Below are 26,378 nucleotides of genomic sequence, written 5' to 3' on the forward strand. Positions count from 1 at the left end.
GTCATGGCCAGCTACCACGCAAGCGCCGCCCGCCGGCGCCGCGCCACCGGCCCTGCCCCCTCACTGACCGGCCCGGCGAGCGACGTACACCCCGTGCTGCGCCGGGCGACGGCCCCGCCCGCCGCCCTCGACCTGCTCGCCCAGGCCCGCGCGGGCCTCGACGAGGCCACCGCCCTCGAAACGGCGAACGAGCGCTACGCGACGGCCCACCTCGCCGCCCTGCGCACCGCGGCGGCCGTGCTCGCCGCCCGCGGCCGGCCGGAGACCTCGTCCCGGGCCCGGGCCAAAATCAGGAGCGCTTGGGAAGTGCTCCCCGAGATCGCGCCCGAACTGACCGAGTGGAGCGCGCTGTTCGCCTCCGGGGCCCGGCGTCGCGCCCGGGCCGAAGCGGGCATCCAGGGCGCGGCCACCAGCCGGGACGCCGACGACCTGATACGCGACGTGGCGATGTTCCTCCGCATCGTCGAACGCATGCTGGTGCTGCAGCCGGTCCTCCCGCAGCCGCGCCAGGACCGGGACCGGCCGGAGGACCCGGGGGCGGGGAGGGACATGCCGGACGCGGGCTGACGAGGGCCGGCGGCGCGCTGCCCCACCGGGGCCCGGCCATGCCGCCCGCCCTGCCGGAGGCAATAGGGTGGGGGACGCCTGAAGTCTTCCCTCCCCGTCGCCGGGACCGGGGAAGGCGCCCCGTTCGCTCCGCCGCGCAAGAGGCGGTGCCGCGCCGAGGAGTCAACTGACGTGTCGGACCCGATGCGCCCCCGCGCCTCACTCCGTACCGCCGTGGTCTGGGAGGTCCTCCAGGATGCCCTGGACCGCCGGGTCAAGGCCACGGGTCGGGAGTCGCTGGACGTCCTCGACACCGGAGGCGGCAGCGGCAACTTCGCGGTGCCCGTGGCCCGCCTCGGCCACCGGGTCACCGTCGTCGACCCCAGCCCCAACGCGCTGTTCGCCCTGGAGCGCCGTGCCGCCGAGGCCGGAGTGGCCGACCGTGTGAAGGGCGTGCAGGGCGACGCCCACGGCCTCTTCGACGTGGCCGAGCGTGGCGCCTACGACGTGGTGCTGTGCCACGGCGTCCTGGAGTACGTGGACGACCCGGCCGAGGGCGTGCGCAACGCGGTGGCCGCCCTGCGCACGGAGGGCGTCCTCAGCCTGCTCGCCGCCGGTCTCGGGGGCGCCGTGCTCTCCCGCGCCCTCGCCGGTCACTTCAAGGAGGCCAGGCAGGCGCTCGACGACCCGAACGGACGATGGGGCACGGGTGACCCGGTCCCGCGCCGCTTCACCGCAGACCAGCTCACCGGCCTGGTCGAGGCCGCCGGCCTGCGGGTCGGTGCCGTGCACGGCGTGCGGGTCTTCGCCGACCTCGTGCCCGGCGTCCTCGTGGACACCGAGCCCGGGGCCGTGGAAGCGCTGCTGAAGCTGGAGGAGGCCGCGGCCGAGCTCCCGGCCTTCCGCTCCGTGGCCACGCAGCTCCATGTGCTCGGTGAGACCGGTGAGGCTGCTGAAACCAGTGGGGCCAGTGAGACCGATGGGGCTGCCGGGGCCTGAGTCCCTTCTTGAGGTACCGCCGCTGATCAGCAGGTTGACTGTGCATGGAGTACGCCACAGGCCCCCCGAACGGGGGCTTGGCGCCGTATGATCGAGGGAGACCGTTCCGGCATGACGGATCGGCCGCCGGGGAATGGAAGCCTCAGCGAGCCGGGACGTCCATGGCGGGTTCCGGTTGGCCAGTTGGCGCAGAGGGGCGGGTTTCACGGGGGCGATTCCCTGCCTATCCTGAAGGGACCCCCGGGTCGCCCCGGCGACTGCACGATGAGGAGGACTCCGTGCCGCTCTCGGAGCACGAGCAGCGCATGCTCGAGCAGATGGAGCGAGCGCTGTACGCCGAAGATCCCAAGTTCGCGACGGCGCTCGAGGGAAGCGGGCTGCGTACGTACACCCGGCGACGGGTCTACCAGGCGGTCGCGGGCTTCCTCGTAGGTATTGCGCTCCTCATGGCCGGTATGGTCGCCAAGCAGGTCTGGCTCAGCGTCGTGGGCTTCCTCGTCATGCTGGGCTGCGCGGTGCTCGCCGTGACCGGCTGGCGCAAGGCCCTCAAGCCGGGGGAACAGGCGGCCGGAGCCGGAGGACAGCAGGCCCGCCGTCAGGGCCGGCAGCGGCGCTCCATGATGGACCGCATCGAGCAGCGCTGGCAGAAGCGCCGCGACGAACAGGGCGGCCATTAGCCACATCAGCCCCGGAGCGCAGCGCTCCAGGACTGCGTGAAGACGTGAGTCAGGGGGTGACCACCAAGCCGGTGGTCACCCCCTGACGTATGTCAGCGCGCCTCGTCCCGGGGCAATTCTTTCGTTCAGCAGGAAAGCCCCGGTTCCCCGGCCCGGGGAACCGGGGCTTTCCGGCGTCCTCAGCCCTGCTGTCCCGACGCCTTGCGCCACGTCGGCCTCGCCGCCAGGACGCGGGCCCGCAGCCCCGACCACCAGGCCGACACCGCCCACAGCACGCGCACCGTGGAGCGGGGGACGAGGACCGCACGAAGCCGTGCCCCGCGGCCGACCGCCGCGCTCAGGCCCGCCGCCGCACGGCGCACGTCCTGCGTGAGACCCGGCACCGGGCGGGGACGCGGGGCGTACAGGACCTGCTCCACCGCGTTCGCCACCCGGTGCACCGAGGCCGCGGCCGTCGCCTCGAGCTCGCCCAGCCGGACGATCCGGGCGGCTGCCTTGCGGGGGGTCAGGGACTCGTCCGGCGGGATACCGAAGTCCCACGCGGTGTCCGTCAGCTCCTGCCAGAGGGCCAGCGTGTGCGGCGCCTCGTCGGCTTCGCCGCGGCCGTGGGCCCCCAGCCGTACCGCGCGGGTCCGCTTGCGCCACAGCATCGGGGCCAGGGGGAGCGCCAGCACGGCGAGGCCGGCCAGGGCCCAGCCCACCATCGCGTACCACCTCGGGCCGTCGTCGTCCGTGGGCAGCGCCGCCTGCGGGGACTCAGCTCCGCAGCCGCCGTCCAGCTTCTTCTGCTCCGGCGTGCAGCTCTCGCTCGCCGAGGGCGTCGCGGAGGGCGCGGCGGACGACGTCTCGGTCGGGCGCGCCGCGTCCGGCACCGAGCTGCCGGAGTCCTCCGGCAAGGTGTAGGGCGGCAGCGATCCGCGGTTCGGGGTCGGCTCGAAGCGGGTCCAGCCCACGCCCTCGAAGTACAGCTCGGGCCACGCGTGCGCGTCGCGCAGCCCCACCGACACCGAGCCGTCCGCCTGCGGGGAGCCCGGTGCGAAACCCACCGCGACCCGGGCCGGTATGCCCAGGGAGCGGGCCATCGCGGCCATCGCGAAGGAGAAGTGCACGCAGAAGCCCTGCTTGTCCCTCAGGAAGCGGGCGATCCCCTCCGAGCCGCTGCCGACCTGCACCTGGGTGTCGTACTCGAAGCCGCCGTTCACGGCGAACCAGTCCTGGAGCTTGACCGCCCGGTCGTACGGGTTGCCGGCGCCCGCGGTGACCTGGCGGGCCGTGCGGCCCACCACCGCCGGAAGCGAGTCGGGCAGCTTGGTGAAGTCGCGCTCGATGGACGCCGGCGGAGGCCCCGCCGTGGCCAGCTGCTCCGCCGTCGGCTGCACGTCCAGGCTCTTGACCTGGTAGGTCAGGCCGCGGGTGTTCTGGCCGTGGTCGCCGACGAGGGTCATGCCCAGCGGTTCGTAGCGCCAGTTGCCCTTGATGTCCACACCGCTCGGCGGGTACGGCATGGGCAGCCAGTCCTGGGCGTACCAGCCGGCCGCCGTGATGGTGCTGTCGACCTCCGTGCGCTTGACGTCGGGGCCGAGGCCGATCGGGGTGGGGAAGGTGCCGTCGGGGACGGCGGTGATGGACCGCCGGGAGGGCTTCCAGGTGGTGCCGTCGAAGTCGTCCAGGGACACGATCCGCAGATACAGGTCCGAGACGTCGGCCATCTTCGTCTTCACGGAGAGGACCTGCCTGTCCTCGTCGACGTTCAGACTGTCGCGCAGCGACACCAGCGGGTTCACGGCCGAGATCGTCCCGCCGCCGCCCGCGCCGCCGCCCGCGCCCGTGCCCACCGAGTCCAGCAGGCCGCCGTTCATCGCGGGCAGGCCGAGCGGCACCACCAGGGCGATGCCCAGCGCGACCACGCCGATGCGCCGGCCGGTGCGGACCGGAGCGAGCACGCCGCTCGGCTCCCCGCCGGCCGTGCGCGAAGACCCGCCGAAGACCCGGCCCCACTGGGAGAGCCGGTCCCGCCCCTCGGCCAGCAGCAGCATCAGATAGCCGCCCGCCGCCACCAGGAACCACAGCCAGTCGGCGTCCCCGTCGGACAGCCCCGCGGCCACCGAGTACAGCGCGAGCAGCGGCAGTCCGGCCGGGGCGGCGCTGCGGAAGGTCACCGCGAGGGTGTCCACCAGCAGCCCGATGATCAGGACGCCGCCGACGAGCATTAGCCGGATGCCGTCGGACTCCAGCGGTGCCGGTATCGCGTACCGCGCTATGTCGTCCCCGCCCTGGCGGAGCAGGAGCGCGAAACGGTCGAGGGCCTCGGGCCCGGGCACGAGCCCCACGAGGGCCTGCTCACGGGCGAAGGCGAACGTCAGCAGCAGCACCGTGACCACGGCCTGTGCCGCCACCGTCAGCGGACGCGCCAGCGGTACCCGGCGGGCCGCGGCGCCCACGCCCGCCTGCACGGCCAGCAGGAAGGCCGCCTGCACGATCCACGTGGCCGGCTTGACGAGGGGCAGCAGGGCGCACGCGGCCATCAGCGTGGCCGCCCACGCGCCCAGCGTCAGTCGAACCCGCCCGCTCATCACGGTCCCTCCCCGCTCGCGGCGGCCACGCCCCTGCGTTCCCGGTCCGCGTGCCGCCACAACTCGTCCAGGGAAGCCCCCCGTGGCACGCCCACGGCCGTCCACCCCGCCTCGCGCAGCATGCGCAGCCGCTCCCCGCTCCCCTCCAACGGACCGGGCACGTCGCTCGGTTCCCGCACCCAGGTGTCGCTGTCCAGCACGAAGGCCACCGCTGCGGAGCTGCGCTGGCGCATCCGGGCCACCACGGCCGCCTGCTCCTCGTCCAGGTCGCCGAGGAACGCCACCAGGAGCCCCTCGTTCCCGCCGCGCAGCACGTCGTAGGCCCGCGACAGGCCCGCGCCGTCGGAGTGGTCGATCACCGCGAGGGTGTCCATCATCAGCCCGGCCGCGTCCGCCGACCCCTGGCTCGCGCCCGCGAAACCGTCACCGCCCTCGCCGGGCACCGCGGTGCCGGTGTCCGTCAGCAGCCGCACGGAGAAGCCCCGTTCGAGCATGTGCACCAGCACGGACGCGGCGCCCGACACCGCCCATTCGAAGGCCGAGTCCGGGCCCGCGCCCGCGAAGGCGATGCCCCGGGTGTCGAGCAGCACCGTGCAGCGGGCGCGCTGCGGCTGCTCCTCGCGGCGCACCATCAACTCGCCGTAGCGGGCGGTGGAGCGCCAGTGCACGCGCCGCAGGTCGTCGCCGTAGCGGTAGCCGCGCGGGATCACGTCGTCCTCGCCGGCCAGCGCGAGCGAACGCTGCCGTCCGTCGCCGTAGCCCTTCGCCTCGCCGCTGAGCCGCACCGGCGCCAGCGGCTCCACGCGCGGGATCACCGTCAGGTTGTCGTACGTCGAGAAGGACCGGGTCAGCTCGCACATGCCGAACGGGTCGGTCAGGCGCAGCTGGAGCGGACCCAGCGGGTAGCGGCCGCGCAGGTCGGAACGCACCCGGTAGGACACCTCGCGCCGGCCTCCCGCCTCCACCCGGTCGAGCACGAAGCGGGGCCGCGGGCCGAGCACGTACGGCACCCGGTCCTGGAGCATCAGCAGGCCCGTGGGCAGGCGCGAGACGTTGTCCATCCGCAGATGGACCCGGGCCTCGCTGCCGGCGGGCACACGCGCGGGGGAGAGGCGGCGGCTGCCCGCGACCCGGTAGCGCGTGCGGTACAGCACCGTCGCGCACACCAGCGGCAGCACCGCCAGCAGCAGGCCCACGCGCAGCAGGTCGCCCTGCCCGAGCACGTACGAACAGACGGCGGCCGCGACTCCGGCGGCCAGGAAGGAGCGTCCGCGGGTGGTCAGACCGGCGAGGGCGGTGCGGACGCCGCCCTTCTCGCCCCGGTCGGCGTCCGCGTGTCCCGTCCCCGCGGTCGTCATCACAGCGTCCGCGGCGGTTGCTGGGGATACGCGGGCACATTCCGGCCCAGGCCGCCGAAGCCGCTCTGCTGCTGGGGCGCCGCGGGCACCGGGGTGCGCTGCAGGATCTCCTCGACGACCTGCTCGGAGGTACGGCGGTTGAGCTGGGCCTGCGCGGTGGGCAGCAGCCGGTGGGCCAGCACGGCGACGGCGAGCGCCTGCACGTCGTCCGGCAGGGCGTACTCCCGGCCGCTCAGGGCCGCGGAGGCCTTCGCCGCGCGCAGCAGGTGCAGCGTCGCGCGCGGGGAGGCGCCCAGTCTCAGGTCGGGGTGGGTGCGGGTGGCACCGACCAGGTCCACCGCGTAGCGCCGGACCGGCTCGGCGACGTGGACACCGCGCACCGCCTCGATGAGCTTGAGGATCTCGTCCGCGTGCGCCACGGGCTGGAGGTCCTCCAGCGGGGAGACCCCGCCGTGCACGTCCAGCATCTGCAGTTCGGCCTCCGCGCTGGGGTAGCCGACCGAGACCCGGGCCATGAAGCGGTCGCGCTGGGCCTCCGGCAGCGGGTAGGTGCCCTCCATCTCGACCGGGTTCTGCGTCGCCACCACCATGAAGGGGCTGGGCAGCTCGTAGGTCTTGCCGTCGATGGTGACCTGGCGCTCCTCCATCGACTCCAGGAGCGCGGACTGCGTCTTGGGCGAGGCGCGGTTGATCTCGTCGCCGATCACGACCTGCGCGAAGATCGCGCCCGGCTTGAACTCGAAGTCGCGGCGCTGCTGGTCCCAGATGGACACACCGGTGATGTCCGACGGCAGCAGGTCGGGCGTGAACTGGATGCGCCGAACCGAGCAGTCGATGGACCGCGCCAGTGCCTTGGCCAGCATCGTCTTGCCGACTCCCGGGACATCCTCGATCAGCAGATGTCCCTCGGCGAGCAGTACCGTCAGCGAGAGCCGTACGACCTCGGGCTTGCCCTCGATCACGCCTTCCACCGAATCCCGCACGCGCTCCACCACGGCGGTCAGATCATCTCCCACCCTCGAGAAATCTCGGGCGGGAGGACCCCCACGGCCAGCTCGATCGTCATAGGTCGTCACCCGGCGCTCCTCGGCCTTTCCCGTGCTCTCAGGAAGCACGGAATACCCCATTTTCCCGAGCCGACGCCGCATGACGCGGACCGGCCCACCCCGAACCACGGGCACCACGCGCGAAACGTTCCGCGTGACACCACCCCCGCATTCTTGCTGCCGTTACCGATTCGTGTCACTCGACTGTGGACAACTGGCCGCGATATGTCGGTCTTGCGGCCTTTTCGAACGTGTGACTGACAGGCTTTCGACAGCTGCGGCAGGTGGCCTTCCGGGGTGGGCGGGCCCGGCGCCCAGGTCAGGAGGCCGGGTCGATCTCCCGCAGCAGGCCGGTCGTCACGTCGTAGACGAATCCGCGCACATCGTCGGTGTGCGGCAGGAAGGGCGAGGTGCGCACCCGCTGCATCGACTGCCGTACGTCCTGCTCGGCGTCCTGGAAGGACTCCACCGCCCAGGACGGGCGCTGGCCCACCTCGGCCTCCAGGTCGCCCCGGAAGTCCTCGGTGAGGGTCTCCATGCCGCAGCCGGTGTGGTGGACGAGGACCACGCTCCGCGTGCCGAGCTTGCGCTGGCTGATGGTGAGGGAGCGGATCACGTCGTCCGTGACCACACCGCCCGCGTTGCGGATGGTGTGGCAGTCGCCGAGCTCCAGGCCGAGTGCGCCGAGCGTGTCGAGGCGTGCGTCCATGCAGGCCACGACGGCCACGTGCAGAGCGGGCTTGGCGTCCATCCCGGCGTGGCCGAAGGCGGCGGCGTACTGGGCGTTCGCCGCAACGATACGGTCCGTGACCGTGCCGCCACCCGCTGTGGCGTTCTCCGAACCCGTGGGTACCGATGCAGAAGTCGTCATAGTCATGACGTTACTGGTCACACCCTGTCCAGGCCTCCTGTGGGAGTGGACAAAGATTGTCAGCGAGCTGTGGTGGTGAGGTAACCCACATGGGCGGCGCGGGTGTCTCCGTGCGGGTGATTTCGCGCGCCCTGCCGCGTCTTTCGCGCCGACCGCCGCGACGCGCAGGCCGGTTGATTGACCGGCAGACAGGGTGGACTAAAGTGACGCGAAGCGGGAGGCGAGACCCCTCGCTGGACTGTTCTTCCCGGAGACCCGGCGACGCCCGGAGTTCTCCCCACGTGCGCGGCGCGTACGTACGGCTCGGCCTCCTCCCGCTCCCGGCCGGCTGACGCTTCCGGCGCCGGCAGGCCTCCCCTTCACGAGCGGGCGGGGACCCGGCGGTGCGTACGGCCGCGCCCGGATCTGAGAGGGCCCCTTGAGCGAGAGTCGACACGTCCCGGTGATGCTCCAGCGGTGCCTGGATCTGCTGGCACCCGCGCTGGAGGGCCCGGGCGCGGTGGTCGTCGACTGCACCCTCGGTCTCGGCGGCCACAGTGAGGCGCTCCTCGAGCGGTTCCCCGAGGCCCGGCTCGTCGCCCTCGACCGCGACAAGGAGGCCCTGCGCCTGTCCGGCGAGCGGCTCGCGCCCCACTCGGAGCGGGCCACCCTCGTCCACGCCGTGTACGACGAACTCCCCGAGGTGCTGGACAAGCTCGGCATCCGGCGCGTGCAGGGCGTGCTGTTCGACCTCGGCGTCTCCTCCATGCAGCTCGACGAGGCCGACCGCGGCTTCGCCTACGCGCAGGACGCCCCGCTCGACATGCGCATGGACCAGACGACCGGAGCCAGTGCCGCCGAGGTCCTCAACACCTACCCGCCGGGCGAACTCGTGCGCATCCTGCGCGCGTACGGCGAGGAGAAGCAGGCCAAGCGGATCGTGGCCGCCATCGTGCGGGAGCGGGAGAAGGAGCCGTTCACCAACAGCGCGCGGCTGGTCGAACTGATCCGGGACGCGCTGCCGCAGGCCGCCAAGCGCACCGGCGGCAACCCGGCCAAGCGCACGTTCCAGGCCCTGCGCATCGAGGTCAACGGCGAACTCGCCGTCCTGGAACGGGCCATCCCGGCCGCCGTGCAGGCCCTCGCCGTGGGCGGGCGGATCGCTGTGCTGTCGTACCACTCGCTGGAGGACCGGCTGGTCAAGCAGGTGTTCGCAGCGGGCGCCGCCACCACCGCGCCGCCCGGGCTGCCCGTCGTGCCCGAGCGGTACCAGCCGCGGCTCAAGCTGCTCACCCGTGGTGCCGAACTCCCCACCGAGGAGGAGATCGCCGAGAACCGGCGCGCGGCACCGGCGCGGCTGCGCGGAGCGCAGCGCATCAGGGAATCCATCGAATGAGGGCCGTGAGCCACGTGCAGGGCGGGCGGGTGCCCGGGACCCGAGGGAGCGTGAGTGAGCAGTAAACCCGAACTGAAGGGCAGGGCGGCACGTCTCGCGCGGCTCTTTCCGACCGGCCCCGGACAGGCGGCCCGCACGCCCTTCGTCTTCCTGGTGGTCCTCCTGCTCGGCGGCGGCCTCATCTGCCTCCTGGTGCTGAACTCGGCCCTCAGTGAAGGCGCGTTCAAGCTCGACGACCTCCAGCGCGAGACCAAGAGCCTCACCGACGAGGAGCAGGCCCTCCAGCGGGACATCGACGCCTACTCCGCTCCCGAGGCCCTCCAGCGCCGCGCCCGTGAACTCGGCATGGTCCCGGGCGGCGACCCCGCCTTCCTCGACCCCGACGGCACCGTCAAGGGCGTCCCCAGCGCCGCCCCCGGCGTCTCGCGGACCGCCGCGCACATCCCCCTGGTGCTCGCCCCCGAGGCCATGACCAACGGCCTCGCCCCGACCCCCGGCAGGTGACGGAAGTGGATGACCACCACGGCAGGCAACCACCCCGCCGCCGCGTACCCGGCCCCGCCAGGCCCGTCCGCCCCGACGGGCGACGCCGGCCCGGGCCCGGTGCCCGGCCCGCACGGCGCCCGGCGCAGGGACGCCCGGGAGCGCCCCGGCCCCTCCGGCTGGGCAGCCCCCGGCCCCGGCTGCGCCTGGTCGGGCTCGGGCTGACGCTGGTGCTGATCGCCTTCGTCGTACGGCTCTTCCAGGTGCAGGCCGTCGACGCGAGCACCTACGCCGCGAAGGCCGAGCAGAACCGGTACGTCGGGCAGGTGCTCGCCGCGGACCGGGGCGAGATCACCGACCGGTCCGGCGTGGCCCTCGCGACCAGCGAGGACGCCTACGACATCACGGCCGACCCCACGATGTTCGCCCCCGGCATGCTGAAGATCGGCGACGGGCCCGAGCAGGCCGCCGCGCTGCTCGCGCCGATCCTCGGACAGGACCAGGAGACGCTGGTCAAGAAGCTGCGGCCCAAGAACACGGCCCTGCGGTACGTCAAACTGGCCTCCCGGCAGACCCCGCAGGTCTGGAAGCAGATCAAGGACCTGAAGTCCGCGCTCGCCAAGAAGGCGGAGACGGACAAGTCCACGCACAACGTCCTCTCGGGCGTCTTCTCCGTCGCCACCAGCAAGCGGGTGTACCCGAACGGCGACCTCGCAGCCGGGATACTGGGCTGGGTCAACGGCGAGGGCAAGCCGGGCGGCGGCATCGAACTGCAGCTCAACAAGCAGCTCGCCGGCAAGGACGGCAAGATCCGCTACGCCCAGTCCGGCGGCCGGCTCGTGCCCACCGCGGGCTCCACCGAGACACCCGCCGTGCCCGGCAGCGACGTCGAGCTCACCATCGACCGCGACATCCAGTGGGCCGCCCAGAAGGCCATCTCCGACCAGGTGCGCGAGTCCGCGGCCGACCGCGGCTACGTCATCGTCCAGGACACCCGCACCGGCCAGATCCTGGCCATGGCCAACTCACCCGGCTTCGACCCGAACGACCTGTCCGACGCCGACCCGGCCGCCCTCGGCAACGCCGCCGTCCAGGACGCCTTCGAACCCGGCTCCACGGCCAAGGTCATGTCGATGGCCGCCGTCCTGGAGGAGAACGCCGCCACCCCGATGACGCACGTCGTCGTGCCCAACCGGCTGCACCGCGGCGACCGGCTCTTCAAGGACGACATCGACCACCCGACCTGGTACCTGACCCTCAACGGCGTCCTCGCCAAGTCCAGCAACATCGGCACCATCCTCGCCACCGGCCAGCTCGGCAAGACCCAGGCCGAGGCCAACAAGGTCCTCTACCGCTACTTGCGCGCGTTCGGCCTCGGCAGCGAGAGCGGCCTCGGCTTCCCCGGCGAGACCAACGGCATCCTGGCCCCGCCGGACAAGTGGTCGACCTCGCAGCAGTACACGATCCCTTTCGGCCAGGGCGTCTCGCTCAACGCCATGCAGGCGGCGTCCGTGTATTCGACCATCGCCAACGGCGGCGTCCGCGTCGAACCCACTCTCGTCCGCGGCACCACGGGCTCCGACGGCCGCTTCACCCCGGCCCCCGAGCCCGGGAAGAAGCGGATCGTCAGTGCGAAGACGGCGAAAACGCTCGCCCAGATGCTGGAGTCCGTCGTGGACGACGAGGAGGGCACCGGCACCAAGGCGCGCATCCCCGGCTACCGCGTGGCGGGCAAGACGGGCACGGCCAACCGCGTGGATCCGGCCACCGGCAAGTACCACGGCTACACCTCGTCCTTCGCCGGGTTCGCGCCCGCCGACCAACCCCGCGTCACCGTCTACTGCGCCATCCAGAACGCCACCAGCGGCAGCTACTTCGGCGGCCAGATCTGCGGCCCCGTCTACAAGCAGGTCATGGAATTCGCGCTGAAGTCCCTCCAGGTCCCGCCGACCGGGGCCAAGCCCGCGAAGCTGCCGGTCACCTTCGGCCGCTGATCGGCCACAGCCCCGATCAGCACGGAACCAGCCAGGAACCACCTCGTGACAACGATCACCCCCGACCCCGGGAACCAGAGCGCTGCCCGCCCCTCACTTCGCCCGGAGGCGGGTACGCCCGGTACGCTCACCGCCGTGCCACACGCTGATCAGTCCCAAACCACCCAGAAGGGCCATCCCGTGACATACCCCGGGCCGCCCAGGCCGGCGCAGGTCTCCGCCACACTCCTCGCGGAACTCGCCGATCAGCTGGGTGCCACCAGGCCGGAGAGCGCCGCCGAGGTCACGGGCATCACCCATGACTCCCGCGCCGTGCGCCCCGGCGACCTGTACGCCGCCCTCCCGGGCGCCCGGCTGCACGGCGCCGACTTCGTCAACCAGGCCGCGGGCCTCGGCGCCGCCGCCGTGCTGACCGACCCGACCGGCGCCGAGCGCGCCGCCGCGTCCGGACTGCCGGTCCTGGTCGTCGACGACCCGCGCGCGCGGATGGGCGAGCTGGCCGCCACGATCTACGGCCACCCCGGCCGGGACCTGCTCCAGATCGGCATCACCGGCACCTCCGGCAAGACCACCACCGCCTACCTGGTCGAAGGCGGCCTGAAGACGGTCAGGTCCACCGGCCTGATCGGCACGGTCGAGATGCGCATCGGCGACGAACGCATCAAGTCCGAGCGCACCACCCCCGAAGCCACCGACCTCCAGGCCCTGTTCGCCGTCATGCGCGAGCGCGGTGTGGAGGCGGTCGCCATGGAGGTCTCCAGCCACGCCCTGGTCCTCGGCCGCGTCGACGGCTGTGTCTTCGACATCGGCGTCTTCACCAACCTCAGCCCGGAACACATGGAGTTCCACTCGGGCATGGAGGACTACTTCCAGGCCAAGGCGCAGCTCTTCACGCCGAAACGCGGCAAACTCGGCGTGGTCAACGTCGACGACGAGTACGGGCGCCGGCTGGCGAACGAGGCCACCGTCCCGGTCGTCACCTACTCCGTCGAGGGCCACCCCGACGCCGACTGGCGCGCCGAGGGCGTCGTGGTGGGCCGGCTGGACTCGACGTTCACCGTCGTCGGTCCCAAGGGCGAGCGGATCAGCGCCAAGTCGCCGCTGCCGGGTCCCTTCAACGTGGCCAACACCCTGGCCGCGATCGTCGCCCTCGCCGTCGCCGGCCTCGACCCGCAGGCCGCCGCCGACGGCGTCGCCGCCGTACCCGGGGTGCCGGGCCGCCTGGAGCGCGTGGACGCCGGACAGCCCTACCTCGCGGTCGTCGACTACGCCCACAAGACCGACGCCGTCGAGTCCGTGCTGCGGGCTCTGCGCAAGGTCACCGAGGGCAAGCTGCACATCGTCCTCGGCTGTGGCGGCGACCGGGACACGACCAAGCGCGAGCCGATGGGCGCCGCCGCGGCCCGGCTCGCCGACACCGCCGTACTGACCTCCGACAACCCCCGCTCCGAGGACCCCCTCGCGATCCTCGCCACGATGCTCCAGGGCGCGGCCTCCGTGCCCGCGTACGAGCGCGGCGAGGTGCAGGTCTTCGAGGACCGGGCCGCCGCGATCGCCGCCGCCGTCGCCCGTGCCGAGCCCGGCGACACCGTCCTGGTCGCGGGCAAGGGCCACGAACAGGGCCAGGACATCGCCGGGGTGGTCCGTCCCTTCGACGACCGCCAGGTGCTTCGCGAAGCCATCCAGAAGACCCAGGGATGAAATCCCGCATGATCCAGGGGATGAACTTGTGATCGCCCTCTCCCTCGCCGAGATCGCAGAAGTCGTCGGCGGGCAGACACACGACATACCGGATCCGTCCGTCCAGGTCACCGGCCCGGTCGTCCGGGACTCCCGAGAGGCGGGGCCGGGCAGCCTGTTCGCCGCCTTCGCCGGTGAGCGGGTGGACGGCCACGACTTCGCGGCGGCGGTCGTCGAGGCGGGAGCGGTGGCCGTGCTCGGCACCCGGCCCGTCGGAGTGCCCGCCATCGTCGTGGACGACGTCCAGGCGGCCCTCGGCGCCCTCGCGCGGCACGTCGTACGACGTCTCGGTGCCACCCTCGTCGCCCTCACCGGCTCGGCGGGCAAGACCAGCACCAAGGACCTCATCGCGCAGGTGCTCCAGCGCAAGGCGCCGACGGTGTTCACGCCCGGCTCGCTCAACAACGAGATCGGACTGCCGCTGACCGCGCTCAGCGCCACCGAGGAGACCCGCTTCCTGGTCCTGGAGATGGGCGCCCGCGGCATCGGGCACATCCGCTACCTCGCCGATCTGACGCCCCCGAAGATCGGCCTCGTCCTCAACGTCGGCAGCGCCCACATCGGCGAGTTCGGCGGCCGGGAGCAGATCGCCCAGGCCAAGGGCGAACTCGTCGAGTCCCTGCCGTCCGAGGCCGACGGCGGCACCGCGATCCTCAACGCGGACGACCCCTACGTACGGGCCATGGCCTCCCGTACGAAGGCGAAGGTGATCCTTTTCGGAGAGTCCGGCGAAGCGGACGTCTCCGCCGAGAACGTGCGACTCACGGACACCGGACAGCCCGCTTTCAGGCTTCACACACCCTCCGGTGCAAGCGATGTGACCATGCGCCTGTACGGTGAGCACCACGTGTCGAACGCGCTCGCCGCGGCCGCCGTCGCCCACGAGTTGGGCATGTCCGCAGACGAGATCGCCGTCGCGCTCTCCGAGGCGGGCTCCCTCTCCCGCTGGCGGATGGAGGTCACCGAGCGCCCGGACGGCGTGACGGTGATCAACGACGCCTACAACGCGAATCCCGAGTCCATGAAGGCCGCGCTGCGCGCGCTGGCGGCCATGGGCAAGGGACGCCGTACGTGGGCGGTGCTCGGCAAGATGGCCGAGCTCGGGGACGAGGCTCTCGCCGAGCACGACGCGGTCGGACGGCTTGCCGTCCGGCTCAACGTCAGCAAGCTCGTCGCGGTCGGTGGCAGGGAAGCCGCCTGGCTGCAACTGGGCGCATATAACGAGGGTTCGTGGGGTGAGGAGTCGGTGCACGTGTCCGACGCACAGGCGGCGGTCGACCTGTTGCGCAGCGAGTTGCGCCCGGGGGACGTCGTACTCGTGAAGGCGTCCCGTTCGGTCGGCCTCGAGGGCGTGGCGCAGGCGCTGCTCGAGTCCGGTGCCGAGGGTGAGGTTTCCGCCCGATGATGAAGCAGATCCTGTTCGCAGGAGTCATTGGTCTCTTCCTCACCCTGATCGGCACCCCGCTGCTGATCAAGCTGCTCGCCCGCAAGGGCTACGGCCAGTACATCCGGGACGACGGCCCGCGCGAGCACGCCAGCAAGCGCGGTACGCCGACCATGGGCGGTATCGCCTTCATCCTGGCCACGGTCGCCGCGTACTTCCTGGCCAAGGTGATCACCGGCTATCTGGACCCGGAGGCCGACGCGGCGCCGACCTTCTCGGGGCTGCTGGTGCTCGGTCTGATGGTCGGCATGGGCCTGGTCGGCTTCCTCGACGACTACATCAAGATCGTCAAGCGGCGTTCACTGGGTCTGCGAGCCAAGGCGAAGATGGCGGGCCAGCTGATCGTCGGCATCAGCTTCGCGGTGCTCTCGCTGCAGTTCGCGGACAACCGCGGCAACACCCCCGCCTCCACGAAGCTGTCGTTCATCACCGACTTCGGCTGGACGATCGGCCCCGTGCTCTTCGTGGTCTGGGCGCTGTTCATGATCCTCGCGATGTCGAACGGCGTGAACCTGACCGACGGTCTGGACGGTCTGGCCACCGGCGCCTCGGTGCTCGTCTTCGGCGCGTACACCTTCATCGGCGTCTGGCAGTTCCAGGAGTCCTGCGCCAACGCGCAGACACTCACCAACCCGGGTGCCTGCTACGAGGTGAGGGACCCGCTCGACCTCGCGGTGGTCGCCTCGGCGCTGATGGGCGCCTGTCTCGGCTTCCTGTGGTGGAACACCTCGCCGGCCAAGATCTTCATGGGTGACACCGGTTCGCTGGCGCTCGGCGGTGTGCTCGCCGGCCTCGCGATCTGCTCCCGCACCGAGCTGCTGATCGCCATCCTCGGCGGTCTGTTCGTCCTGATCACCATGTCCGTGGTGATCCAGGTCGGTTCCTTCCGCCTCACCGGCAAGCGCGTCTTCCGGATGGCGCCACTCCAGCACCACTTCGAACTCAAGGGCTGGTCCGAAGTCCTTGTCGTGGTCCGCTTCTGGATCATTCAGGGCATTTGCGTGATCGTCGGACTTGGACTCTTCTACGCAGGATGGGCAGCGGACAAGTGACCTCCTCGGAGCCCTTCGACTTCCAGGGCAAGCACGTCACCGTCGCCGGCCTCGGCGTCTCCGGCGTCCCGGCGGCCAAGGTGCTGCACGGCCTCGGCGCGATCGTCACGGTCGTCAACGACGGCGCCGACGAGCGGGCACGGGCGCAGGCCGACGAGCTGGAGGCGCTGGGCATCACCGTGCGCCTCGGTGACGGCGACACCCTGCCCGAGGGCTCCGAGCTGATCGTCACCGCGCCCGGCTGGAAGCCGGACAAGCCGCTCTTCGCGGCGGCGGAGCGGGCGGGCGTCCCGGTCTGGGGCGACGTCGAACTGGCCTGGCGCCTGCGCGGCCCCGACGCCGCCCCCTGGCTGGCCGTCACGGGCACCAACGGCAAGACCACCACCGTCCAGATGCTGGCCTCGATCCTGACGGCGGCCGGGCTGCGCACCGCCGCCGTCGGCAACATCGGCGTCTCCCTGCTGGACGCGGTGCTCGGCGAGGAACGGTACGACGTCCTCGCCGTGGAACTGTCCAGCTACCAGCTGCACTGGGCGCCGTCGTTGCGCGCCCACTCGGCCGTGGTGCTCAACCTCGCCCCGGACCACCTCGACTGGCACGGCTCCATGGAGGCGTACGCCGCCGACAAGGGCCGGATCTACGAGGGCAATCGCATCGCCTGCGTCTACAACGTGGCCGACAAGGCCACCGAGGACCTGGTCCGTGAGGCCGACGTCGAGGAGGGCTGCCGGGCGGTCGGCTTCACCCTCGGCACCCCGGCGCCCTCCCAACTCGGTGTCGTGGAAGGCCTCCTGGTCGACCGGGCCTTCGTCGAGAACCGGCAGAAGAACGCCCAGGAACTCGCCGAGGTCGCCGACGTGAACCCGCCGGCCCCGCACAACATCGCCAACGCCCTCGCGGCGGCGGCCCTCGCACGCGCCTACGGCGTACCCGCCCAGGCCGTACGGGACGGCCTGCGGGCCTTCACCCCGGACGCCCACCGCATCGCGCACGTGGCCGACGTGGACGGCGTCGCGTACGTCGACGACTCCAAGGCCACCAACACCCACGCGGCACAAGCCTCGTTGGCGGCGTACGAGTCGATCGTCTGGATCGCGGGCGGGCTGGCCAAGGGCGCCACCTTCGACGAGCTGGTCGCCAAGTCGGCGCCGCGGCTGCGCGGGGCCGTGCTGATCGGCGCGGACCGCGAGCTCATCCGCGAAGCCCTGGCGCGACACGCCCCGGAAGTACCCGTCGTCGACCTCGACCGGACCGACACTGGGGCGATGCGCGCGGCGGTCCAGGAGGCGCGCGGGCTCGCTCGCGCCGGCGACACGGTGCTGCTGGCTCCGGCCTGTGCCTCCATGGACATGTTCGCCAACTACAACAAGCGCGGGGACGCTTTCGCGGACGCCGTTCGTGAGCTCGGCTCCGGCGAGGGCTGACCCGGGTCCGCCTTGCCCGGCGGGGTGCCGGGCGTACCTGGGAGGGACGCGTGACACGGATGTGGCTGGAGCCCGAGCGGCCGGGGAGCGTTCGCTACGGAACGTTCACCACCGGCACGGAGGGGTGAGCGGCGATGCCCACCAGCCGTACCGGACGGCCTCCGGCTCCACGCGTTCCCAAGCGCCCCGCCGCGGCCCGGCTCCCGCGCCAGCAGGGCGTCTTCGCCTTCTACCACCGTGCGCGCAGGGGCTGGGACCGGCCGCTGACCGCCTACTACCTCATCTTCGGCGGCAGTCTGCTGATCACCGTGCTGGGTCTGGTGATGGTCTACTCGGCCTCGCAGATCACCGCGCTGCAGATGTCGCTGCCGGGCTCGTACTTCTTCCGCAAGCAGCTGCTCGCGGCGGTCATCGGCTCCGGTCTGCTGTTCGCGGCCTCCCGGATGCCGGTGAAGCTGCACCGGGCACTGGCCTATCCGATCCTCGCGGGCGCCGTCTTCCTCATGGTCCTGGTCCAGATCCCGGGGATAGGAGTGTCGGTCAACGGCAACCAGAACTGGATCTCGCTCGGCGGCTCCTTCCAGATCCAGCCCAGTGAGTTCGGCAAGCTGGCCCTCGTCCTGTGGGGCGCCGACCTGCTCGCCCGCAAGCAGGACAAGAGGCTGCTGACCCAGTGGAAGCACATGCTGGTGCCGCTGGTGCCGGCCGCCTTCATGCTGCTCGGCCTGATCATGATCGGCGGGGACATGGGCACCGCGATCATCCTCACGGCCATCCTGTTCGGCCTCCTCTGGCTGGCCGGCGCGCCCACGCGGCTGTTCGCCGGGGTGCTGTCGGTCGCCGCCGTGCTCGGCCTGATCCTCATCAAGACCAGCGCCAATCGCATGGCCCGCCTCCAGTGCCTCGGCGCCACCGAACCCCAGTCGGGCCCCGTCGACTGCTGGCAGGCCGTGCACGGGATCTACGCCCTCGCCTCCGGCGGAATCTTCGGCTCCGGGCTGGGCGCGAGTGTGGAGAAATGGGGCCAACTCCCCGAAGCCCACACCGACTTCATCTTCGCCGTCACCGGTGAGGAACTGGGCCTCGCGGGGACGCTGTCGGTACTCGCCCTCTTCGCGGCTCTAGGCTATGCGGGTATCCGCGTGGCCGGACGCACGGAGGACCCCTTCGTCAGGTACGCCGCGGGAGGCGTGACCACCTGGATCACGGCCCAGGCCGTGATCAACATCGGTGCGGTGCTCGGTCTGCTGCCGATCGCCGGTGTCCCCCTCCCGCTGTTCTCCTACGGAGGATCCGCCCTGTTGCCGACCATGTTCGCCATCGGGCTGCTGATCGCCTTCGCACGCGACGAGCCCGCTGCGCGGGCGGCGCTTGCGATGCGGCAACCCCGCTTTGGTAGAAAGCGGGGGGCTGGGGGCACCGGTTCCAAGCGGAGTCCCCGGAGATGGAACACGATGCGACGGCGTGCCTCGGCGGCGCGCTCGTCCGGAGAGCGGTGAATTTCGGTGCATGTCGTACTCGCCGGCGGAGGAACCGCGGGCCACATCGAGCCCGCGCTCGCCCTCGCGGACGCCCTGCGCAGGCAGGACCCGAGCGTGGGCATCACGGCCCTGGGCACGGAGCGCGGCCTCGAGACACGTCTCGTACCCGAGCGTGGGTACGAACTCGCGCTGATCCCCGCCGTGCCGCTGCCGCGCAAGCCCACCCCCGAGCTGATCACCGTCCCGGGCCGGCTGCGCGGCACCATCAAGGCGACCGAGCAGATCCTGGAGCGCACCAAGGCGGACGCCGTGGTCGGCTTCGGCGGCTACGTCGCCCTGCCCGGCTACCTCGCGGCCAAGCGCCTCGGTGTGCCGATCGTCATCCACGAGGCCAACGCCCGCCCGGGCCTGGCCAACAAGATCGGCTCGCGGTACGCCAGCCAGGTCGCCGTCTCCACGCCCGACAGCAAGCTGCGGAACGCCCGCTACATCGGCATCCCGCTGCGCCGCTCCATCGCCACCCTGGACCGGGCCGCCGTACGCCCTGAGGCCCGCGCCGCGTTCGGCCTGGACCCGAACCTGCCCACGCTGCTGGTCACCGGCGGCTCCCAGGGCGCCCGCCGCCTCAACGAGGTCGTCCAGCAGGTCGCGCCCTGGCTCCAGCAGGCCGGGATCCAGATCCTGCACGCGGTCGGTCCGAAGAACGAACTGCCGCAGGTCCATCAGATGCCGGGGATGCCCCCCTACATCCCGGTAAGTTATCTGGACCGGATGGACCTCGCGTACGCCGCGGCCGACATGATGCTCTGCCGTGCGGGCGCGATGACCGTCGCCGAACTCTCCGCCGTCGGGCTCCCGGCCGCCTACGTCCCGCTGCCCATCGGCAACGGCGAACAGCGGCTCAACGCCCAGCCGGTGGTCAAGGCCGGCGGCGGTCTGCTGGTCGACGACGCGGAGCTGACCCCCGAGTGGGTCCAGCAGAACGTCCTGCCCGTGCTCGCCGACCCGCACCGGCTGTACCAGATGTCCCGCAGCGCCGCCGAGTTCGGCCGCCGGGACGCCGACGACCTGCTCGTCGGCATGGTGTACGAGGCGATCGCCGCCAGTCGTGCACATCGTTAGGACTGTATGACGGAAGGCAGGGGAGCGTGGCCGGATCGACGACCGCCGAGCGCGGTGAACGCAAGCAGGAGTCGTCCGGCCCGCCGCTTCGTCTGCGGTCGAGGCGGGCCCGGCTTCGTGTGATCGTCATCCTGGGACTCGCCCTTGTCTTCCTCGGTTTTCCGACCGTCTGGCTGTTCTGGGGCTCCGCGTGGCTGCGCGCCGAGAAGGTCTCCGTGTCGGGTACACGGGTCCTGACGCCAGCTCAGGTCCGGGCGGCCGCACGGGTTCCCCTCGGGAAGCCGTTGATTTCCGTCGACACCGATGCGATCGAGACGCGGCTGCGCCGGAAATTGCCCCGAATCGACTCGGTTGACGTGGTCCGTTCCTGGCCCCATGGAATCGGCCTGAAAGTGGTCGAGCGGACTCCGGTTCTGATTGTCCAAAAGGGCGGAAAGTTCGTCGAAGTGGACGATGAAGGTGTCCGTTTCGCCACGGTTTCCGAGGCGCCGAAAGGCGTGCCCGCACTGGAATTGACGCTGTCCCGGTCCAGCTCCGCGGCCGCGAGCCTGCGCCGCTTCGGCGAGTCCCGGCTGGTGCGCGAGGCGGTGGTCGTCGCCCGTGCCGTTCCGGCCGCCGTCGCGCACGACACACGAACCGTCAAGGTCCGTTCCTACGACGACATCTCGCTGGAGCTGGCGGATGGCCGCACGGTCGGCTGGGGGAGCAGTGAGAAGGGCGCCGCGAAGGCCCGTGCGCTCACCGCCCTGATGAAAGCCTCGCCCGGCGCGCGGCACTTCGACGTGAGTGTTCCCACCGCGCCCGCGTCATCAGGGAGTTGACGCACATCCGCGCAGGCCAGCACCCTGGTTGGGCAGTGCTACGGCTGATCACATAGGGTGAAAAGAAAAACGGGAGGTTCGGCGTGTTCGTTGAACGTGCGCCACTTGTCGACTTAGTGTCCTGTTCAGAAGACTCCAAGGAACAGACACACTGGTAACCCTAAACTTCAGGGTTAGGGTTCGGGTCGGCGATACGGACCGTCCCATTCGGCATCAGTCGTCGGGTCGCGGGGCGCAGCGCGTCACAGTGATTCGGCGACACGTAACTCGAGGCGAGAGGCCTTCGACGTGGCAGCACCGCAGAACTACCTCGCAGTCATCAAAGTCATCGGTGTCGGCGGCGGTGGTGTCAATGCCATCAACCGGATGATCGAGGTCGGTCTCAAGGGCGTCGAGTTCATCGCCATCAACACCGACGCGCAAGCTCTGTTGATGAGCGACGCCGACGTCAAGCTGGACGTCGGCCGTGAACTCACCCGCGGACTCGGCGCCGGAGCCAACCCGGCCGTGGGCCGGAAGGCCGCCGAGGACCACCGCGAGGAGATCGAGGAGGTCCTCAAGGGGGCCGACATGGTCTTCGTGACAGCCGGTGAAGGCGGCGGCACCGGCACCGGCGGCGCGCCCGTCGTGGCCAACATCGCCCGCTCGCTCGGTGCCCTCACCATCGGTGTGGTCACGCGCCCGTTCACCTTCGAGGGGCGGCGCCGCGCGAACCAGGCCGAGGACGGCATTGCCGAACTCCGCGAAGAGGTCGACACCCTCATCGTCATCCCGAACGACCGGCTGCTGTCCATCTCGGACCGCCAGGTCTCGGTGCTCGACGCCTTCAAGTCGGCCGACCAGGTCCTCCTCTCCGGTGTCCAGGGCATCACCGACCTCATCACCACCCCGGGCCTCATCAACCTCGACTTCGCCGACGTCAAGTCGGTCATGTCCGAGGCCGGCTCGGCCCTGATGGGCATCGGCTCGGCCCGCGGCGACGACCGCGCGGTGGCGGCGGCCGAGATGGCGATCTCCTCGCCGCTGCTGGAGGCCTCCATCGACGGCGCCCGCGGTGTGCTGCTCTCCATCTCCGGCGGCTCCGACCTCGGTCTCTTCGAGATCAACGAGGCCGCCCAGCTGGTGAGCGAGGCCGCCCACCCCGAAGCCAACATCATCTTCGGCGCGGTGATCGACGACGCCCTCGGCGACGAGGTCCGGGTCACCGTGATCGCGGCCGGCTTCGACGGCGGCCAGCCTCCCGCCAAGCGGGACAACGTCCTCGGCTCGTCCTCCGCCAAGCGCGAGGAGCCGGCCCCGGCACGCCAGACGGAGAGCCGCCCGTCCTTCGGATCGCTCGGCAGCGTGACCCCGAAGGAGGACCCGGAGCCCGCTCCGGAGCCGGTCAGCGACATCCCGGTCGCCCCGCCGGTCCCGCCGGCGCCGCGGACCTACTCGGACAGCGCGGCCGAGGAACTGGACGTACCGGACTTCCTCAAGTGATCCTTCTGACGTGATAGGACAGCGCGAAAACGTGAGCGGCGCGCACTTCGGCTTCACCGACCGGTGGGGCGGGGTGAGCGCCGCTCCGTATGCGGAGCTCAACCTCGGCGGAGCGGTCGGCGACGACCCCGACGCCGTACGCACCAACCGCGACATCGCCGCCAAGTCCCTGGGCGTCGATCCGGACCGGGTGGTCTGGATGAACCAGGTGCACGGGGCCGACGTGGCGGTGGTGGACGGACCGTGGGGATCTTCGTCCGAGATCCCGTCGGTCGACGCGATCGTCACCGTGCGGCGTGGCCTCGCCCTCGCCGTGCTCACCGCCGACTGCGTGCCGGTGCTGCTCGCCGATCCCGTGGCCGGGATCGTCGCCGCGGCCCACGCGGGCCGGCCCGGCATGATCGCCGGGGTCGTCCCGGCCGCGCTACGCGCGATGACGGAGCTGGGTGCCGAGCCCTCCCGGATCGTCGCCCGCACCGGACCCACCGTCTGCGGCCGGTGTTACGAAGTGCCCGAGGCGATGCGCGCCGAGGTGGCCGCCGTCGAGCCGGCGGCGTACGCCGAGACGAGTTGGGGCACGCCGGCCGTGGACGTGAGCGCCGGAGTGCACGCCCAGCTCGAACGACTCGGGGTGCGCGACCGGGAGCAGTCGCCGGTGTGCACGCTGGAGTCGGGCGATCACTTCTCGTACCGCCGCGAGCGCACCACCGGTCGGCTCGCGGGCTATGTGTGGCTGGACTGATGAGGCATGACGGACCGTAAGGACGAACTCGCCGCGAATCTGGCGAAAGTGGAACGACGTATCGCCGACGCCTGCGCCGCCGCGGGGCGGCAGCGTGACGAGGTGACCCTGATCGTGGTCACCAAGACCTACCCCGCGAGCGATGTGCGGATCCTGGCGGAACTCGGCGTCCGCCACGTCGCCGAGAACCGTGACCAGGACGCGGCCCCCAAGGCCGCCGCCTGTATGGATCTGCCCCTTACTTGGCATTTTGTCGGTCAACTCCAGACCAACAAGGTGCGATCCGTGGCCGGTTACGCGGACTTCGTGCAGTCTGTCGATCGTTCCAAGCTCGTCACTGCTCTGTCGAAGGAGGCCGTCCGCACCGGGCGCGAGCTGGGGTGTCTCATCCAGGTCGCACTCGACGCCGGTGAGAGCGGCCGGGGCGAGCGGGGCGGTCTGGCGCCCGACGGCATCGGCGAGTTGGCCGGTCTCATCGCCGGGGCGCCGGGGCTCCGGCTCGGTGGACTGATGACCGTCGCACCGCTCACCGGAGAGTACGCGGGGCGCGAACAGGCGGCGTTCGGGCGGTTGCTGGATTTGTCGACTGACCTGCGCAGGAGCCATCCGACTGCCACCATGGTCTCCGCGGGGATGAGTGCGGACCTCGAACAGGCCGTGGCGGCCGGAGCGACACATGTACGCGTCGGCAGCGCGGTACTCGGAGTCCGCCCCAGGCTCCGGTAACGTCGCCAGGAAGTCGGACCACAGCAGAAAATATGGTCATTGCCGCCGTTAGGCGGACAAGGGCCTCGTGGATCGCGGGCACTTGGCAGTCGTCAGCCGATCCACCACAGAGCGGAGGACTCAGAGCATGGCCGGCGCGATGCGCAAGATGGCGGTCTACCTCGGCCTCGTGGAGGACGATGGGTACGACGGCCGCGGATTCGACCCCGACGACGACTTCGAACCTGAACTCGACCCCGAACCCGAGCGGGATCACCGACGGCACGAGCCGTCCCATCAACCACATATCTCACATCAGCCCCAAAGGGACGAAGAGGTACGAGTCGTACAGCCGTCCCCTCCTCGTGAGCCGGCCCCTCGTTCCGCTTCGCTACCCGCGGAATCCGGCCGCCCGGCGCGCATCGCGCCCGTGGCGTCCATCACACAAGAACGCGCAAGTCTGGAGAAGAACGCACCGGTGATCATGCCCAAGGTCGTGTCCGAACGAGAGCCTTACCGGATCACCACGCTTCACCCACGGACCTACAACGAGGCCCGTACCATCGGGGAACACTTCCGTGAAGGCACTCCGGTGATCATGAATCTGACTGAGATGGACGACACAGATGCGAAGCGACTTGTCGACTTTGCGGCCGGTTTGGTGTTTGGTCTTCACGGCAGCATCGAGCGGGTGACGCAGAAGGTGTTCCTGTTGTCGCCTGCTAACGTCGATGTCACGGCGGAGGACAAGGCCCGCATCGCAGAGGGCGGGTTCTTCAACCAGAGCTGAGACGCACCACCGGAAAAGCAGTACCGAGCAGGGCACAGGGGAGAGGGAAGCAAGAGGTCATGAGCGTGGTTCTGGATGTCGTCTACATCGCGCTGATGTGCTTCCTCATCGTGCTCATCTTCCGACTGGTCATGGACTATGTCTTCCAGTTCGCCCGCTCATGGCAACCCGGCAAGGCGATGGTGGTCGTTCTTGAGGCCACTTACACTGTCACGGATCCACCGCTCAAGCTTCTGCGGCGGGTCATCCCGCCGCTGCGTCTCGGGGGCGTGGCGCTCGACCTGTCCTTCTTCGTTCTGATGATCATCGTCTACATCCTGATCACGGTCGTGAGGAACGTGATGTGAGCGATGTGACAGATACGGTCTTGCCGACTGCCGACGACTACGTTGAGGTGAAGAGATGCCGTTGACCCCCGAGGACGTGCGGAACAAGCAGTTCACGACCGTCCGCCTCCGAGAAGGCTATGACGAGGACGAGGTCGATGCCTTCCTCGACGAGGTCGAAGCCGAACTGACCCGCCTGCTCCGCGAGAACGAGGACCTGCGCGCCAAGCTGGCCGCGGCCACGCGCGCCGCTGCTCAGAACCAGCAGAACATGCGCAAGCCTCCGGAGCAGCAGGATCAGCAGCAGCCCCCGCAGCAGCAGGGCATGCGCGGTCCCGGTGGTCCTGTACCCGCCGGCATATCGGGCCCGCCGCAGCAGCAGATGGGTGGCCCCATGGGTGGTCCGCCCCAGCTGCCGAGCGGTGCCCCGCAGCTGCCCGCCGGTCCCGGCGGTCAGGGTGGTCCGCAGGGTCCCGGTCCGATGGGCCAGGGTCCGGGCGGTCCGGGTCCGATGGGCCAGCCCCCGATGCAGCAGCAGATGGGTGGTCCGATGGGCGGCCCCATGGGCGGTCCGATGGGCGGCCCCGGTCAGGGAGGCCCCGGTGGCGACAGCGCCGCCCGTGTCCTCTCGCTGGCCCAGCAGACCGCCGACCAGGCGATCGCCGAGGCCCGTTCCGAAGCCAACAAGATCGTCGGGGAAGCGCGTTCGCGTGCCGAGGGTCTGGAGCGTGACGCCCGTGCCAAGGCCGACGCCCTGGAGCGGGACGCGCAGGAGAAGCACCGCGTCGCGATGGGCTCCCTGGAGTCCGCCCGCGCCACGCTGGAGCGCAAGGTCGAGGACCTGCGCGGCTTCGAGCGCGAGTACCGCACGCGCCTGAAGTCGTACCTGGAGTCGCAGCTGCGTCAGCTGGAGACCCAGGCCGACGACTCGCTGGCCCCGCCGCGCACTCCCGCGGCCGCCTCCCTCCCGCCGTCCCCGGCGCCTTCGATGGCTCCGGCCGGCGCGAGCGCCCCGTCCTACGGCGGTGGCAACCAGACGATGGGCGGCGCCCCCTCGCCGTCCGGTCCGTCCTACGGCGGTCAGCAGCAGATGTCTCCGGCGATGACCCAGCCGATGGCGCCGGTGCGTCCGCAGGGCCCCTCGCCGATGGGTCAGGCGCCCTCGCCCATGCGAGGCTTCCTGATCGACGAGGATGACAACTGACGGCCTGATGGCCAGTAGTACGGCGTAGACATCGGCAGCGTTCAGGGCGGGGCCCCGGGTTCACACCCGGGGCCCCGCCCTTTTGCCACGCGCGTTCGTGCGTACGCAACGCCGAAGGCCCGG

General features: G+C 71.1%; 24 protein-coding genes. 20 read left to right on the forward strand and 4 right to left on the reverse strand.

The annotated features are described in order from the left end of the window. The first annotated feature begins 3 nt into the window (after positions 1–3). The 3 genes from ABZ016_RS14235 (at position 4) to ABZ016_RS14245 (ending at position 2,222) form a co-directional block, all read left to right on the forward strand. Positions 4–567 (forward strand): SAV_6107 family HEPN domain-containing protein, encoded by a 564-nt coding sequence (locus ABZ016_RS14235; protein ID WP_356916867.1) that lies wholly within the window; start codon positions 4–6, stop codon positions 565–567. Positions 568–738: 171 nt separating this feature from the next. After that, the gene (locus ABZ016_RS14240; protein WP_356916868.1) at positions 739–1,545 is read left to right on the forward strand and encodes a methyltransferase; all 807 of its coding nucleotides are present in this window, start codon (positions 739–741) and stop codon (positions 1,543–1,545) included. 278 nt (positions 1,546–1,823) lie between these two features. Further along, entirely contained in the window at positions 1,824–2,222 is a 399-nt protein-coding gene (locus ABZ016_RS14245) for a DUF3040 domain-containing protein (protein ID WP_356916869.1), read from the forward strand. Positions 2,223–2,401: 179 nt separating this feature from the next. Here ABZ016_RS14245 and ABZ016_RS14250 read toward each other — a convergent pair whose 3' ends face one another. The 4 genes from ABZ016_RS14250 to ABZ016_RS14265 all read right to left on the reverse strand — a co-directional run bounded on the left by ABZ016_RS14250 (position 2,402) and on the right by ABZ016_RS14265 (position 8,070). Continuing rightward, positions 2,402–4,795 (reverse strand): DUF3488 and transglutaminase-like domain-containing protein, encoded by a 2,394-nt coding sequence (locus ABZ016_RS14250; RefSeq protein ID WP_356916870.1) that lies wholly within the window; start codon positions 4,793–4,795, stop codon positions 2,402–2,404. Beyond that, a complete protein-coding gene (locus tag ABZ016_RS14255; protein WP_356916871.1) occupies positions 4,795–6,153 on the reverse strand; it encodes a DUF58 domain-containing protein in 1,359 nt (452 codons plus the stop codon). The genes ABZ016_RS14250 and ABZ016_RS14255 overlap by 1 nt, the downstream gene beginning before the upstream one ends. Beyond that, positions 6,153–7,169 (reverse strand): MoxR family ATPase, encoded by a 1,017-nt coding sequence (locus tag ABZ016_RS14260; protein ID WP_356916872.1) that lies wholly within the window; start codon positions 7,167–7,169, stop codon positions 6,153–6,155. Before ABZ016_RS14260 ends, ABZ016_RS14255 begins: the two co-directional genes overlap by 1 nt. 349 nt (positions 7,170–7,518) lie before the next feature. Continuing rightward, the gene (locus ABZ016_RS14265; protein ID WP_356916873.1) at positions 7,519–8,070 is read right to left on the reverse strand and encodes a carbonic anhydrase; all 552 of its coding nucleotides are present in this window, start codon (positions 8,068–8,070) and stop codon (positions 7,519–7,521) included. Positions 8,071–8,488: 418 nt separating this feature from the next. Here ABZ016_RS14265 and rsmH point away from each other — a divergent pair, with 418 nt between their 5' ends. The 17 genes from rsmH to ABZ016_RS14350 all read left to right on the forward strand — a co-directional run bounded on the left by rsmH (position 8,489) and on the right by ABZ016_RS14350 (position 26,255). Next, positions 8,489–9,445 (forward strand): 16S rRNA (cytosine(1402)-N(4))-methyltransferase RsmH, encoded by a 957-nt coding sequence (rsmH, locus tag ABZ016_RS14270; RefSeq protein ID WP_356916874.1) that lies wholly within the window; start codon positions 8,489–8,491, stop codon positions 9,443–9,445. Between the two features lie 54 nt (positions 9,446–9,499). Next, positions 9,500–9,949 carry a septum formation initiator family protein gene (locus ABZ016_RS14275; RefSeq protein WP_356916875.1) on the forward strand — a complete coding sequence of 150 codons (450 nt, stop codon included), beginning with the start codon at positions 9,500–9,502 and terminating at the stop codon, positions 9,947–9,949. Between the two features lie 9 nt (positions 9,950–9,958). Further along, positions 9,959–10,153: a hypothetical protein gene (locus ABZ016_RS14280; protein ID WP_356916876.1), complete on the forward strand. Its 195-nt coding sequence runs from the start codon at positions 9,959–9,961 to the stop codon at positions 10,151–10,153. A 5-nt stretch (positions 10,154–10,158) separates the two neighbouring features. Then, on the forward strand, positions 10,159–11,922 hold the full coding sequence (locus ABZ016_RS14285; RefSeq protein ID WP_356916877.1) for a penicillin-binding protein 2: 1,764 nt from the start codon (positions 10,159–10,161) through the stop codon (positions 11,920–11,922). Between the two features lie 180 nt (positions 11,923–12,102). Next, complete coding sequence (locus tag ABZ016_RS14290; protein WP_356916878.1) at positions 12,103–13,623, forward strand: UDP-N-acetylmuramoyl-L-alanyl-D-glutamate--2,6-diaminopimelate ligase; 1,521 nt, start codon at positions 12,103–12,105, stop codon at positions 13,621–13,623. 28 nt (positions 13,624–13,651) lie between these two features. Then, entirely contained in the window at positions 13,652–15,067 is a 1,416-nt protein-coding gene (gene murF / locus ABZ016_RS14295; RefSeq protein WP_356916879.1) for a UDP-N-acetylmuramoyl-tripeptide--D-alanyl-D-alanine ligase, read from the forward strand. Next, on the forward strand, positions 15,067–16,158 hold the full coding sequence (mraY, locus tag ABZ016_RS14300) for a phospho-N-acetylmuramoyl-pentapeptide-transferase (RefSeq protein WP_356917078.1): 1,092 nt from the start codon (positions 15,067–15,069) through the stop codon (positions 16,156–16,158). The genes murF and mraY overlap by 1 nt, the downstream gene beginning before the upstream one ends. Next, positions 16,140–17,582 (forward strand): UDP-N-acetylmuramoyl-L-alanine--D-glutamate ligase, encoded by a 1,443-nt coding sequence (murD, locus tag ABZ016_RS14305; RefSeq protein ID WP_356916881.1) that lies wholly within the window; start codon positions 16,140–16,142, stop codon positions 17,580–17,582. Before mraY ends, murD begins: the two co-directional genes overlap by 19 nt. A gap of 134 nt (positions 17,583–17,716) precedes the next feature. After that, on the forward strand, positions 17,717–19,081 hold the full coding sequence (ftsW, locus tag ABZ016_RS14310; protein ID WP_356916882.1) for a putative lipid II flippase FtsW: 1,365 nt from the start codon (positions 17,717–17,719) through the stop codon (positions 19,079–19,081). Positions 19,082–19,087: 6 nt separating this feature from the next. Beyond that, complete coding sequence (gene murG, locus ABZ016_RS14315; protein ID WP_356916883.1) at positions 19,088–20,185, forward strand: undecaprenyldiphospho-muramoylpentapeptide beta-N-acetylglucosaminyltransferase; 1,098 nt, start codon at positions 19,088–19,090, stop codon at positions 20,183–20,185. A 26-nt stretch (positions 20,186–20,211) separates the two neighbouring features. Next, positions 20,212–21,006, forward strand: coding sequence for an FtsQ-type POTRA domain-containing protein (locus ABZ016_RS14320; protein ID WP_356916884.1), 795 nt, complete (start codon positions 20,212–20,214; stop codon positions 21,004–21,006). A gap of 288 nt (positions 21,007–21,294) precedes the next feature. Then, the gene (gene ftsZ, locus ABZ016_RS14325; protein WP_356916885.1) at positions 21,295–22,488 is read left to right on the forward strand and encodes a cell division protein FtsZ; all 1,194 of its coding nucleotides are present in this window, start codon (positions 21,295–21,297) and stop codon (positions 22,486–22,488) included. Between the two features lie 10 nt (positions 22,489–22,498). Further along, on the forward strand, positions 22,499–23,230 hold the full coding sequence (gene pgeF / locus ABZ016_RS14330) for a peptidoglycan editing factor PgeF (RefSeq protein ID WP_356916886.1): 732 nt from the start codon (positions 22,499–22,501) through the stop codon (positions 23,228–23,230). A gap of 6 nt (positions 23,231–23,236) precedes the next feature. Then, the gene (locus ABZ016_RS14335; protein WP_356916887.1) at positions 23,237–23,956 is read left to right on the forward strand and encodes a YggS family pyridoxal phosphate-dependent enzyme; all 720 of its coding nucleotides are present in this window, start codon (positions 23,237–23,239) and stop codon (positions 23,954–23,956) included. 127 nt (positions 23,957–24,083) lie between these two features. After that, on the forward strand, positions 24,084–24,725 hold the full coding sequence (gene sepF, locus ABZ016_RS14340; protein WP_356916888.1) for a cell division protein SepF: 642 nt from the start codon (positions 24,084–24,086) through the stop codon (positions 24,723–24,725). A gap of 59 nt (positions 24,726–24,784) precedes the next feature. Then, positions 24,785–25,072, forward strand: coding sequence for a YggT family protein (locus tag ABZ016_RS14345; protein ID WP_356916889.1), 288 nt, complete (start codon positions 24,785–24,787; stop codon positions 25,070–25,072). 55 nt (positions 25,073–25,127) lie between these two features. Then, on the forward strand, positions 25,128–26,255 hold the full coding sequence (locus ABZ016_RS14350) for a DivIVA domain-containing protein (protein WP_356916890.1): 1,128 nt from the start codon (positions 25,128–25,130) through the stop codon (positions 26,253–26,255). Positions 26,256–26,378 lie beyond the last annotated feature (123 nt).

Origin of the sequence: Streptomyces sp. NPDC006372 (genome assembly GCF_040612515.1) — a bacterium.
In the GTDB taxonomy this organism is placed as follows: domain Bacteria; phylum Actinomycetota; class Actinomycetes; order Streptomycetales; family Streptomycetaceae; genus Streptomyces.

Bases quoted from the DNA above. Each gene is read 5' to 3' on its own strand.
- ABZ016_RS14345 (WP_356916889.1), top strand. From the start codon at position 24,785: ATGAGCGTGGTTCTGGATGTCGTCTACATCGCGCTGATGTGCTTCCTC.
- ABZ016_RS14265 (WP_356916873.1), bottom strand. From the start codon at position 8,070: ATGACGACTTCTGCATCGGTACCCACGGGTTCGGAGAACGCCACAGCG.
- ABZ016_RS14235 (WP_356916867.1), top strand. From the start codon at position 4: ATGGCCAGCTACCACGCAAGCGCCGCCCGCCGGCGCCGCGCCACCGGC.
- murD (WP_356916881.1), top strand. From the start codon at position 16,140: ATGGGCAGCGGACAAGTGACCTCCTCGGAGCCCTTCGACTTCCAGGGC.
- sepF (WP_356916888.1), top strand. From the start codon at position 24,084: ATGGCCGGCGCGATGCGCAAGATGGCGGTCTACCTCGGCCTCGTGGAG.
- ABZ016_RS14280 (WP_356916876.1), top strand. From the start codon at position 9,959: ATGACCACCACGGCAGGCAACCACCCCGCCGCCGCGTACCCGGCCCCG.
- ABZ016_RS14350 (WP_356916890.1), top strand. From the start codon at position 25,128: ATGCCGTTGACCCCCGAGGACGTGCGGAACAAGCAGTTCACGACCGTC.
- ABZ016_RS14250 (WP_356916870.1), bottom strand. From the start codon at position 4,795: ATGAGCGGGCGGGTTCGACTGACGCTGGGCGCGTGGGCGGCCACGCTG.
- ABZ016_RS14255 (WP_356916871.1), bottom strand. From the start codon at position 6,153: ATGACGACCGCGGGGACGGGACACGCGGACGCCGACCGGGGCGAGAAG.
- ftsW (WP_356916882.1), top strand. From the start codon at position 17,717: ATGCCCACCAGCCGTACCGGACGGCCTCCGGCTCCACGCGTTCCCAAG.
- mraY (WP_356917078.1), top strand. From the start codon at position 15,067: ATGAAGCAGATCCTGTTCGCAGGAGTCATTGGTCTCTTCCTCACCCTG.
- ABZ016_RS14335 (WP_356916887.1), top strand. From the start codon at position 23,237: ATGACGGACCGTAAGGACGAACTCGCCGCGAATCTGGCGAAAGTGGAA.